The following is an 11,973-nucleotide window of genomic DNA, read 5'->3' on the forward strand; positions in this document are numbered from 1 at the left end:
ACCAGATGTCTTTTTGTGTAAAAAAATATTGGTGTTCCTACACATTTCTGTGTAACAACACCAGATATCATAGACCCTTTTAAATTTTTCGACCTTTTCTTTCGTAAGGCTGAGAAAAACTCCTCCCTTTAGTTTGAGAAAAAGTTCGGACTTAAGTCCTATGACAAAATTGCCAATCCAAGGCATAATAAACATGTAGAAAGATACTACGTTACTCATTGCTCAAAGGAGGCAATTTATATGCAAGATCGTGAAAGAATTTTAGAACTAGTGAAAAAAGGTGTCCTCTCCACCGAAGAAGCCTTAGTTCTCTTAGAGAGTATGGCTCAAGAAAAAGATGCCCAACAATTAGCGAAAGCCGCTGAAGAAGTTTCCACCGAAAAAGACGCGACGAAATATACCGAAAAAGTTGCTGAAGAAGATGTGACGGCTGCCAAAGAAGCTGAAGCCGCTGCTAAAGCTGCCAAAGATGCCGAAAAAGCGGAAGCAAAAGCGCGCTTAGAAGCAGAACTTGCTGAGTTAGCCGAAAAAGCGAACCAAGCATCGGCCAACTTAGACGAAGTCAATGAAAAGTTAGCCCAAGTTCAAGCTGATTTGAAAGCCAAAGCTGAAGCCAAACAAGTGTATGACACGATGGAAGAATTGGGGACCTTAACGGAATCCAAAGAAGCTGAATTAAAAGAAGTGGTGCAAGCCATTGAAGATTTACAATTGGAAGAAGACAAGTTGCTTGGTGAACAAAAAGAGTTAGAACAAGAATTAAAAGCCATCAACAAGCAACGTTTCCAAAATACAAAAGAAAAAGTTACGCAAAAATTTGAGATTCCTGATGATTGGAAAAACCAAGCGCAAGATACTTTTGAAAAAGCATCTGACAAAGTAACCGAAGCGGGCAACCAATTTGGGAGCTTCTTAAAGAAAACATTATCCAGCATTGCGGTTGCCGTTAATGACAACGTGGACTGGAAAGACGTTAACATTAAAGTTCCTGGCATGGCCTCAACTAAATTCCAACACACTTTTAATTACCCAGAAGTAGCTGCTTCCCTCATTGATGTGAAGTTAGCCAACGGGAGCGTGACTTTTAAAGAAAGTAATACGCAAGATTTAAAAGTCGAAGCCAACATTAAATTGTATGGTAAAATGGATAGTGAAACACCATTAGCTGCCTTTTTAGAAAAATCGCAAATTGATGTGGATGATGAAATGATTTCCTTCCAAATCCCTAACAAACGGGTTAAAGCAGATCTCGTTTTCTACTTGCCAATGCGCACCTACGATCATGTTTCTATCAAGCTTTTAAATGGTGATGTGGATATCGAAACCTTAACGGCTAAAGATGTTTACGCAAAATCGACAAATGGCGATGTGACTTTTGACAACATCAACGCCAGCATGTTAGAAGTGCACGGTGTGAATGGCGACATTGAAGTTGCCGGCGGGACTTTGTTAGACCTGTCTGTAGAATCTGTCAACGGTGATATTACCTTCAAACAAACGGCGATTACCAGTGTAAATGCTTCGCTAGTCAATGGTGATATTCGTGGAACTTTAATCGACAATGGGTTGAAGAGCCTACAAGCCAGCTCTGTGAATGGCGATGTGAAATTAGCCTTGCCAGTCAGTCTTGGTTTAGAAGGTAAAGTTTCCACCTCTCTTGGTAAAGTCCACAATCGTTTAAGTGATTTGGAAATTATCCGGGAACGTAACGGTGGCGTCAACAGCAAAGGGGAAAACTTTGGCGGTGGCAAACTTAGCTCTTACTTAGAATTTCGTCGGGTAGCAGCTGAAAATATTGCGACTGTCCAAGCCAACACCACGACTGGAGCCATCTATTTGAAAGATACTGACCAACAATAACCCACTAAAGGAGGAAGTAACATGTCAAAACGTTTAACAAAATCGAGTAGCAACCAAGTTTTGACGGGGACTTTAGCTGGGATTGCGGAGTACCTTAATATTGATCCCACCATTGTGCGGGTCATTTATATGGTAGTTTTTTTCCTAGGCTGGGGTTCGCCAGTCTTACTCTACATCGTCCTTGCAATCCTGATGCCGAAAGCGTCAAATAATCGCCCCCGTTACTACTATCAACAAAATCAACCCAAACATGAAGAAGGTCATCCGTACTTCACTGGTAACGACGAGCCTAAACGGCCAGAAGCGAAAAAAGTGCAAGACGATGATGATGACGAGAATTGGAGTGACTTTTAATGACGTATTTCCAAAGGTTAGTGCTGAATACTTTAACATTTATGGCTTTAGCAGTTGTTTTTCCTAGCCATATCCACGTATCCAGCTGGGTGGCGGCAGTAATTGCTAGTTTCATCCTCTCATTTTTAAATATGCTGGTGAAACCTGTCTTGGTGATTCTTTCCCTACCTTTGACTTTAGTCACCTTTGGATTGTTTAGTTTGGTAGTGAACGGCTTCATGCTCACCTTAACCTCAGCGGTCTTAGGCAGCAGCAGCTTTGGCTTTTCCAGCTTCGGTTGGGCCATCTTCGCTTCCATTCTCATGTCAATTGTCAACATGATTATCTCGGACCACAACGTTCAGAAATATTAAACGAAAATTTCCCTCAGAAAATTCTGGGGGATTTTTTGTTGCTTAAAAAGCGCAAGATTTTTCCTGAAAGGGTATAATAAAAAGAAAAGGAGTGAAGTAAATGATTATTACGACAACGAATACGATTGAAAATCGACAAATCACCGCTTACCAAGGTATTGTCTTTGGAGAAGTGATTACCGGAATTAACGTCTTTAAAGATTTAGGTGCCGGTTTGCGTAACGTCTTTGGTGGTCGTTCCAAAGGGTACGAAGACGAATTATTACGAGCTCGGGAAGAAGCGTTACAAGAGATGGCCAGTCGTGCTGAAGGTCTAGGTGCTGATGCTGTTGTGGGCATGAAGATGGACTACGAAGTCTTAGGCTCGGATAACGGTATGCTCATGGTAACTTGTAGCGGAACAGCCGTAAAATTAAGCTAACAAAAAAATTCGGTTCAACTGAAAAGGTGAGCCGAATTTTTTGTTTGTGCTACAATTTGATTAGCAGAGGAGAGTGATTTTGATGGCAACTACCCGTAGTAATGATGACTTAAGGCAAAGTGCTGATGAAATGTTTGCTGAAGACAGGATGAACACTGCTATTTTTCAACCGACAGTAGATACTTCAGCGGCATTTACAGAAACTGATAAACTAATTGCCAACAGCAATTTAATCCATGACGAAGATTTAAATAGTTATTTTGCCAGAATGAAAAAAGAAGCAGCGGAAGAGGTGGATGTGGAATGATAGAATCACCACTAGTTAGTCATACGCAACTCGTATGGCTTTTTTTGTTATGAAAGTAAAGCTGCCTGACTGCCGGCCACATAGCCAGTGGCAAAGGCGGCGGTCAAGTTATAGCCGCCTGTATAGCCGTTAACGTCTAGCACTTCGCCGGCAAAAAAGAGGCCAGCGTAAAGTTTACTTTGTAAATCTTTTGGTTGAACTTCTTTTAAGGCGACACCGCCTTGGGTGACAAAAGCTTTCGCCAAAGGAAAAGTACCCGTGGCGTGAAGGGGAAAGTTTTTCACCAGTTGGCAAAAGGCCAGTAAGTCCTTAGGTTGAAGTTGAGCAGCAGTGGTTGCCATTAAGCCTAGTTTTGTCAAAAAGAAAACTAGCAAGCGTTCAGGTAAAATATTTTGCCACGCGTTGTGTAAAAGCTTTTTGGAGTTGGCGGCAAGTTCTCGTAGTTGTGCTTGTAGTTCAGCCACACTGCGGGTAGGGAAGCAGTCTAGAGCGATGGTTACTGGTGTTTCCTTTAACAGGAGTTTGTTGACAAACGTTGAGCACCGCAACGCCGCTGGGCCGGAAAGTCCAACGTGGGTGAAAATAATATCGTCCGTGTGACTAGCCATGACGCGACCTTTAGGGTTCAACACTTTCAAATTGATTTCTTGCAAAGATAAGCCTTGGAGAGTGCGCTCTTGAATAAAGGAGTCCACCAGATAAAGGGGAGCTTCGGCGGCTTTTAGTTCGGTAATAGTGTGGCCTAATTTTGCCACGAGTTGATAGCCGGTGCCATCTGAGCCTGTTTCCGGATGACTTTTACCGCCAGTTGCGATAATCACCGCCGGAGTGGCAAAGTCCCCTAAGTCGGTGCGCACGCCTAAAATTTGCGTTTCGTTGTGTAAAATTTTTTCTACGGTAATATTTTGGCGCGTAGTGACGTTGGCGTCGGCCAATGCTTGTTGCAGACAAGCTAAAACGCTTTTGGCACGGTCATCTTCGGGGAAAATCCGTCCGTGATCTTCTTCTTTTAAAGGCAGACCGTGGCTTTCAAAAAAATCTACAATGGCTTCTGGACCAAATTGGGTTAAGGCGCTGTATAAAAATTTACCATTGCCAGGGATGTTGGCGATGATTTCGGGAATTTCTTTGCGATTGGTTAAGTTACAACGAGTGCCGCCAGTTAATAATAATTTTTGGCCGCCTCGTTTCTTTTTTTCTAGTAAAAGCACGGAAGCGCCAGCTTGGCTTGCCGCAAGCGCCGCCATCATGCCAGCGGGACCTGACCCCACCACAATGACTTCAAAAGTTGTTTGCATTTTTCCACCTCATTTAATGGGAGTGTAGCATATTTTGGTCCTGAAAAAAACTAGCATCAACAAAAAGCCGGCCGGCCATTAAATTTTCGCAAAATTAGCCGCTGTTTTTTTAAGTACCTAGGAAAAGCGCTTATTCCATGGTAAAATAGACTTGTTTTAAATCTATTGTGGAGGAAGATAAATGAGCGAAACAGTACGCATTCGCGATCTCGTAGAGCACTTACCTTTAAAAGTTGTCTCTGGCTCGGAAGCTAGTTTAGAGCGCCAGATCGCCACCAGCGATATTTCCAGACCAGGCTTAGAATTAACCGGTTATTTTACGTATTACTCCAATGACCGTTTACAAATGTTAGGAAAAAAAGAAATTACCTTTGCAGAAAAAATGTTACCGGAAGAACGTTTAGTCGTTATGCGGAAAATGTGTTCCAAAGAAACGCCGGCTTTCATTATTTCGCGGGGCTTAGAGATTCCCGAAGAATTAATTCAAGCGTGTCAAGAAGCCGATATCGCCGTCTTAAGTTCCAAGTTAGCAACTTCCCGTTTATTAGGGGTCGTTTCCAGTTACCTTGAAGGACATTTAGCACAACGGACTAGCATTCACGGTGTATTAGTGGACGTTTATGGCCTCGGTGTGCTGATTCAAGGGGACAGTGGGATTGGGAAAAGTGAAACCGCGTTAGAACTAGTCAAACGTGGTCACCGTCTCATTGCCGATGATCGGGTGGACGTTTACCAACAAGATGAATTGACCCTCATTGGCGAACCACCGAAAATTTTAAAACACTTAATTGAAATTCGCGGTATCGGCATTATTGATGTTATGAGCCTGTTTGGAGCTAGTGCGGTGCGGGATTCCATGGAAGTGCAATTAGTCGTTTACTTGGAACAATGGTCGAAAGATAAACGCTATGATCGCCTTGGTTCTGATGAAAACTTAATCAATATTGGCAACGTCGATGTACCGCAAATCAAAATTCCGGTGAAAACTGGTCGGAACGTGGCGATTATTATTGAAGTCGCCGCCATGAATTATCGGGCGCGCTCCATGGGCTTTGATGCGACGAAAACCTTTGAAGATCGCTTGACCCAATTGATTCACGAAAATTCAAAGGAGTAGGTGGAAAATTTTGTTTTTGCAAGTTGATCCCATTGCCCTGCGCTTAGGTGGCCTCGAGATTCACTGGTACGCCATTATTATTGTGACAGGGATTTTATTAGCGATTTATCTTAGTACCAAAGAAGGCGTCAAAGTCGGGCTAAAAGACGACGACGTAGTGGACTTTATGTTGTGGGGGCTACCCCTTTCCATTATCGGCGCCCGTTTGTATTACGTCCTTTTTGAACTGCCATATTATTTGAAGCATCCTTTAGAAATTTTTGCCATTTGGAATGGTGGGTTAGCCATCTATGGTGCGTTAATTGCCGGTGCCATCACGTTGTATGTTTTCTGCCGTTACCATTTTATTAACTTTTGGACGTTTCTGGATGTGGCGGGACCTTCTGTGATGTTAGCGCAAGCAATCGGTCGTTGGGGCAACTTTATGAACCATGAAGCTTATGGCCCCGATACGACTCGTAGCTTTTTAGAAAAGCTGCACTTGCCTACTTTTATCATTGATAATATGTATATTGATGGCATTTATCGCACGCCAACATTCCTTTATGAAAGTGCCTGGAATGTCTTAGGCTTTTTCTTAATTATTTATTTGCGACATACGGAAAAAGTATTCAAACAAGGGGAAGTTTTCTTAAGCTATATTATTTGGTATAGCTTTGGTCGTTTCTTTGTAGAAGGGTTGCGGACGGACTCCCTTTATGTCTTCGGCGTGATTCGCGTTTCCCAAGCATTGTCCTTGCTGCTATTTTTTGGCGCGATTGCCTTGATTATTGTGCGGCGGAAGCTTTATCCACAACTCCCCCGCTATGTACGGACAAAATAAGTGAAAGAAGGTTAAGCCTTTGAAAAAGATTGCTGTTTTAGGCCCCGGTTCTTGGGGAACAGCCTTAAGCCAAGTATTAGCCGAAAATGGTCATGATGTTCGCCTTTGGGGCAATGATCCGGCGCAAATTAACGAGATTCAACATTATCACACGAATCGTCACTACTTACCTGATTTAAAAATTCCTGAAAGCATTGTGGCGACAACGGATTTACAGGTGGCTTTGGCTGACGTGGACGCGATTTTATTCGTTATCCCTACTAAAGCTATCCGCATTGTGGCTCGCCAAGTAGCTGCGGTCATCTCTGGAAAGCCCGTGATTATTCACGCTAGTAAAGGACTAGAACAAGATACTCATAAGCGCATTTCGGTGATTTTAGAAGAAGAGTTGCCGCAAGAAAAACGCGGACCAATCGTCGTCTTATCTGGTCCCAGCCACGCTGAGGAAGTGGCGGTGCACGATTTAACTACGATTACAGCCGCCAGTAAAGATGAAGCCGCCGCCAAGTTTGTCCAACAACTCTTCATGAATGACTACTTCCGCATTTACACCAATGATGATGTTATTGGCGTAGAATTAGGCGCCGCTTTGAAAAATATTATCGCTTTAGGGGCAGGTGCCGTGGCCGGGTTAAGTTTTGGCGATAATGCCAAAGCCGCCATCATGACACGAGGGCTAGCGGAGATTTCCCGCCTAGGTGTCGCTTTAGGGGCAAATCCTTTAACTTTTATCGGTTTAAGTGGGGTTGGTGATTTAATCGTCACTGGCACGTCACGCCATTCTAGAAACTGGCGCGCTGGTTACCAACTAGGTCAAGGCGTCCCTTTAAAAGAAGTGGAAGACAAAATGGGCATGATTATTGAAGGGGTAGCTACCACCAAAGCGGCTTACGAATTATCCCGCCAATTGAAAGTAGAAATGCCGATTACAGAAACCATTTATCACGTGTTGTATGACGGTGCCGACGTCAAAGAAGCTACCCGCGCTTTAATGTTGCGGGACGGTCGCGCCGAATTAGAATAAGAGGAGCTGGAGAATTTTGGTAAAAGTAAGGAAAGCAGTCATTCCGGCCGCTGGTCTAGGTACACGTTTTTTACCAGCCACCAAAGCTATGGCTAAAGAAATGCTACCCATTGTAGATAAACCCACCATTCAATTTATTGTGGAGGAAGCTTTAAAATCAGGGATTGAAGATATTTTAATCGTCACAGGGAAAGCTAAACGTCCCATTGAAGATCACTTTGATGCCAATTACGAGTTAGAAGCTAATTTAAAAGAAAAAGGCAAAACAGAATTGTTAAAATTAGTGGAAGAAACGACGGACGTCAACTTACACTTCATTCGTCAATCTCATCCCCGCGGCTTGGGCCATGCCGTTTTACAAGCTAAAGCCTTTATTGGCGATGAACCTTTTATCGTCATGCTAGGAGACGACTTAATGGAAGACGAGATTCCTTTGACGCGCCAACTGATGGACGACTACGAAACAACCCACGCTTCCACCATCGCTGTCATGAAAGTGCCCCATGAAGACACCTCCAAGTACGGTATCATCAATCCTGGCGAAGAAGTGGAACCAGGTCTTTACAACGTGAAAGACTTCGTCGAAAAACCAAAACCAGAGAAAGCACCAAGTGACCTAGCCATCATCGGCCGCTACTTACTCACGCCAGAAATTTTCCAAGTCTTGGAAACGCAAGCGCCAGGTGCGGGTAATGAAATCCAATTAACGGATGCTATTGACCGGTTAAATAAGACACAACGAGTCTTTGCTCATCAATTTACCGGTAAACGTTATGATGTGGGGGACAAGTTCGGCTTTATGAAGACAAGTATCGAGTACGGCTTGAAACACCCTGAAGTCAAAGATAATTTGAAAGAATACATCATTAACTTAGGGCATGAGTTGGAAGCACAAGACCAACCACAAGCACCTAAAACTGAAAAATAAAAAATACCAACCGCCAAGAAAATAATTTTTTTGGTGGTTGGTATTTTTTTGTGGGAATAATTTGTTCTTTTAAAACAAGTTTGGTATGCTAAAACTAGATAGTTATCAAGAGAGGAGTTGTCGTTTTTTAGATGTCAGGAGGAGGAATTGCAGCGATTATCGCTGCGGTGGCGTTTGCCGCCTTAGTGATCTTTTTGATTTTACTTGTTTTAAAATTTATGAAAACTGCCGACAAGATTAACCAAACCATCGAGGAGACCAAAACCACCATTACTGTGGTGACGAAAGATGTGGACATTTTATCGCGGCAAGTAGAAGGTTTATTAGTACGCAGTAACGAGCTGCTAACAGATGTGAATGGAAAAGTTGCCACCATTGATCCATTATTTACGGCTGTCGCTGATCTAAGTCAAAGTGTTTCTGACTTGAATCAATCATCTCGTAACATGGTCTCTAAAGTTTCTGGTTTCACCAAGACAACAGGGAAGGCAGCTGTCGTTTCCAAAGTTGGTAAAACTGCATTTAAATTGATTCGTCCCAACAAAAGTAGTGTCGCAAAAAATGAGGAGGAAACTGTATGAGTAAAAAAGGTGGATTTTTATTAGGAGCAATCATTGGCGCAACAGCAGCTGCTGCGGCCGCTGTGCTTTTAGCACCAAAATCTGGCAAAGAATTGCAAAAGGAATTGGCTGAACGCAAAGACGATTTGCTGGATAAAGCGAAAGACTATAAAGATATCGCAATTGAAAAAGGCAGTGAATTAACCAAGATTGCCAAAGAAAAGGCGCAAGATTTAAAACAAAACGCTGAAGACTTTAAAGATAATGTTGCCGACTACGGTTCCGATTTTGCAGACGACCTAGGAGAAGACATTGACATCTATGCACCGCTGCATGAAACCCATCAAGACTTAGCTAGCCGTTTTAAAGCATCCGCAGAAGATTTGAAAGACGACGCAGCCGATGCAGCTGAAGACATTGTCATTGAAGCCAAAGACAGCTTCGCCGATGCTAAGGACACAGTGAAAGATGCCAAAGACCAAGTAAAAGAGGTCGTGGCTGAAGCGAAAACCGATAAAGAAGTTGCCGACTTAAAAGCGGACGCTAAAGATGTTTTAGCTGGTAAAGAAGGTTCCTTAGAGGATGCGGCTGACTCTTTAGGTGATGTGGCTAAAGCGAAAAAAGACGAAGTAAGTGTCAAAGCCGATCACGTCGCCGATAAAGCGGAAGATGCAGCGTTTAAAGTGAAAGACCAAGTGGAAGAAACCGCTGAAGAAATTAAAGAACAATTAGACAAGTAAAAACAGCACAGAAAAAGCCCTCATTTCTTACTTTTCAGGTAGGAGATGAGGGCTTTTTTTGCGCTAAAAATTAAAGAAGAGTTGCTCTGAATATTAAAAAAACTTCTGGAAATTGCGGCTTATCTTATGTCGGTGATAAATACTTTTTCTATAACAGCAATGCTTACAATCTTCCTTTCGTAAAAACTTATGTGAATGCTAACAAAGCTCCTCTAAAGGTTATATTAAGTGGAAAAGCTAGTCCAATAGTTAACGCAGTTTCTGTTAAAGATGGTGTAGTTAAATTTGAAGACCACTCCCTGCAACCAACGATGTTGCTGTTGGTTTGTCTATCATCACAATGACGACTTGTTACTTTTTCTTTAAGAAAAAAGTAACAGAAGGATAAAAAACGAACCTATAATGTAGCTGGTTCGGACAAGTATAAACTATATGTTTTGCAAACCGTATTTTCAAAAATAGCCTTTGTAAATTGACAAAACGCTTTTGCGTCAACGGCATAAAGGGTGCTTAAAAAAATAAAAACTTTTGAAAATAAAATGTAAAATACTTTACTTCCAGAAAGAAAGCGCATATAATAAGCACGCAACTGTACTGATGGATTTTTTTCAAGAATGAATCAGTGCTTCAAGTCGTTCTTTCTTTTTGGGTAAAGGAAATAAAATTTTGTATCAAAGAAAGAAATGGGGAGGGTCGAATGAAGTTCAAAAAAATACTTTTTGCCTTTATGAGTGTTTTGTTGGGATTTATCTTCTGCACGAATGTAGGGCACACGGCAGTTTCTGCTGAAGAAACTCAAGTGACTTTCACACTCCATAAGTTACTATTTGAAAATGGTGACGTGCCAACTGAAATTCAAAATGATGGCTTAAGCAATCCTTTCTTAACGGATCAATATGAAGGGTTGAATGATGTTACTTTCGCAGTCTATGATGTGTCGGATGCGTACTACACGTTGCGAGCTGCTGGTAAAACGATGGCTGAAGCTCAAGATGTTTTGGCTAGCCAAGGCAGTGCGGCGGGAAGTAAGCTCGATGAGCGGATTACCACAACGGTAGACGGTGAAAAAGGGATTGTGGGTTTTACCTTGCAGGGCAAGGATAACAAGAATCGCGATGCGGTTTACAGTTTTATCGAAACGGCAGCCCCGGAAAATATCGTGGCGGAAAAGGCGACACCGTTGGTTGCAGTCTTGCCGATTTATGACACAAGTGACCATGCACTAAGGGAGGTTGCTCTTTATCCGAAAAACGAACAGTTAGCGTACACCACGCCGAAGTTGGAGAAGGAAATTTCTGCTGACAAAACAGATGTTGAGTTAGGTGAGACGATTCCTTTTACCATCACGACCGAAATTCCGGTGGATGTGTGGGAATACACGAATTACACGGTGGAAGATAATGCAGAAAGCCCGTTGAGTATGGTGGCGGATAGTCTGAAAGTAACCATTGACGGTCAAGCTGTGAATGAAGCTATCACTGCACAAGATATTTCAGAACACGGTTTTTCACTGGCGTTTGATCCGCAAGTGTTAAACAACTACGTGGGGAAAGAAATCAAAGTTACTTACGCGATGATTTTTAACCAAGTAACTAAAAATAGCACGATTGAAAATGATGTAACGGTGACACCTGGCAATCATCCAAAACTTCATCATGAAGTTCAAGTAAAAACAGGCAGCAAACAATTTGTTAAAGTCGATACAGCAGACAAAACGAAAAAGCTCGCTGGCGCCAAGTTCGTTGTGAAAAATGCCGCAGGTGAATATTTACAGCGTAGTACCACTGCCGATTCTTGGGTGACAGTCAGTCAAGTAGCTGACAATTACCAAAAAGAAAACTTATTCACCTTAACTTCAGCGGCTGATGGGAGCTTTGCCATTTATGATTTAGCTTACGGCACTTACCAGTTGGAAGAAGTTGAAGCGCCGGATGGCTACGTGCTAAGTGACACGACAGTGGCTTTTAAAGTGAACGCTACTAGTTCTGAAAAAGAAGCGGCAGCACTAGACGTTGTCAACCAAGTAAAACCGACACGACCACATGCTGGCGTACCACCAACTGGCTTTTTACCACAAACCGGTGAAGCCATCAAAAACAATCTGCATTGGATTGGTTTAGCGTTAATTAGTGGAGTATTGCTTTTTGTACTCTATAAAAGAAACAAGAATAAAGATGCTAAAAATTAG

The 11,973-nt window shown here is 42.5% G+C and carries 13 protein-coding genes; 12 read left to right on the forward strand and 1 reads right to left on the reverse strand.

Annotated elements, in window-relative coordinates:
* Positions 1–240: 240 nt before the first annotated feature.
* The 5 genes from liaX (at position 241) to FFM57_RS03965 (ending at position 3,295) form a co-directional block, all read left to right on the forward strand.
* Positions 241–1,860, forward strand: coding sequence for a daptomycin-sensing surface protein LiaX (gene liaX, locus FFM57_RS03945; protein WP_137599221.1), 1,620 nt, complete (start codon positions 241–243; stop codon positions 1,858–1,860).
* 21 nt (positions 1,861–1,881) lie between these two features.
* Entirely contained in the window at positions 1,882–2,214 is a 333-nt protein-coding gene (locus tag FFM57_RS03950) for a PspC domain-containing protein (RefSeq protein ID WP_137599222.1), read from the forward strand.
* Positions 2,214–2,567 (forward strand): phage holin family protein, encoded by a 354-nt coding sequence (locus tag FFM57_RS03955; protein WP_137599223.1) that lies wholly within the window; start codon positions 2,214–2,216, stop codon positions 2,565–2,567. The genes FFM57_RS03950 and FFM57_RS03955 overlap by 1 nt, the downstream gene beginning before the upstream one ends.
* Before the next feature lie 100 nt (positions 2,568–2,667).
* Entirely contained in the window at positions 2,668–2,988 is a 321-nt protein-coding gene (locus FFM57_RS03960; protein ID WP_137599224.1) for a putative heavy metal-binding protein, read from the forward strand.
* A gap of 82 nt (positions 2,989–3,070) precedes the next feature.
* Positions 3,071–3,295 (forward strand): type II toxin-antitoxin system antitoxin, RelB/DinJ family, encoded by a 225-nt coding sequence (locus FFM57_RS03965; protein WP_137599225.1) that lies wholly within the window; start codon positions 3,071–3,073, stop codon positions 3,293–3,295.
* Positions 3,296–3,342: 47 nt separating this feature from the next.
* Here the strand turns inward: FFM57_RS03965 and FFM57_RS03970 are convergent, their stop codons facing one another.
* Positions 3,343–4,593: a BaiN/RdsA family NAD(P)/FAD-dependent oxidoreductase gene (locus FFM57_RS03970; protein ID WP_137599226.1), complete on the reverse strand. Its 1,251-nt coding sequence runs from the start codon at positions 4,591–4,593 to the stop codon at positions 3,343–3,345.
* Between the two features lie 181 nt (positions 4,594–4,774).
* On the opposite strand from FFM57_RS03970, the gene hprK reads away from it, so the two are divergent.
* The 7 genes from hprK to FFM57_RS04005 all read left to right on the forward strand — a co-directional run bounded on the left by hprK (position 4,775) and on the right by FFM57_RS04005 (position 11,973).
* Positions 4,775–5,710: an HPr(Ser) kinase/phosphatase gene (gene hprK, locus FFM57_RS03975; protein WP_137599227.1), complete on the forward strand. Its 936-nt coding sequence runs from the start codon at positions 4,775–4,777 to the stop codon at positions 5,708–5,710.
* 10 nt (positions 5,711–5,720) lie between these two features.
* A complete protein-coding gene (lgt, locus tag FFM57_RS03980; RefSeq protein ID WP_137599228.1) occupies positions 5,721–6,533 on the forward strand; it encodes a prolipoprotein diacylglyceryl transferase in 813 nt (270 codons plus the stop codon).
* A gap of 19 nt (positions 6,534–6,552) precedes the next feature.
* Positions 6,553–7,557 (forward strand): NAD(P)H-dependent glycerol-3-phosphate dehydrogenase, encoded by a 1,005-nt coding sequence (locus FFM57_RS03985; protein WP_137599229.1) that lies wholly within the window; start codon positions 6,553–6,555, stop codon positions 7,555–7,557.
* Between the two features lie 16 nt (positions 7,558–7,573).
* Complete coding sequence (gene galU / locus FFM57_RS03990) at positions 7,574–8,485, forward strand: UTP--glucose-1-phosphate uridylyltransferase GalU (protein WP_137599230.1); 912 nt, start codon at positions 7,574–7,576, stop codon at positions 8,483–8,485.
* A gap of 131 nt (positions 8,486–8,616) precedes the next feature.
* Entirely contained in the window at positions 8,617–9,066 is a 450-nt protein-coding gene (locus FFM57_RS03995) for a DUF948 domain-containing protein (protein ID WP_137599231.1), read from the forward strand.
* Positions 9,063–9,785 (forward strand): YtxH domain-containing protein, encoded by a 723-nt coding sequence (locus FFM57_RS04000; protein ID WP_137599232.1) that lies wholly within the window; start codon positions 9,063–9,065, stop codon positions 9,783–9,785. The genes FFM57_RS03995 and FFM57_RS04000 overlap by 4 nt, the downstream gene beginning before the upstream one ends.
* A gap of 697 nt (positions 9,786–10,482) precedes the next feature.
* Positions 10,483–11,973: a SpaH/EbpB family LPXTG-anchored major pilin gene (locus FFM57_RS04005; RefSeq protein ID WP_137599233.1), complete on the forward strand. Its 1,491-nt coding sequence runs from the start codon at positions 10,483–10,485 to the stop codon at positions 11,971–11,973.

The organism is Enterococcus nangangensis (assembly GCF_005405245.1).
Lineage (GTDB): Bacteria > Bacillota > Bacilli > Lactobacillales > Enterococcaceae > Enterococcus_J > Enterococcus_J nangangensis.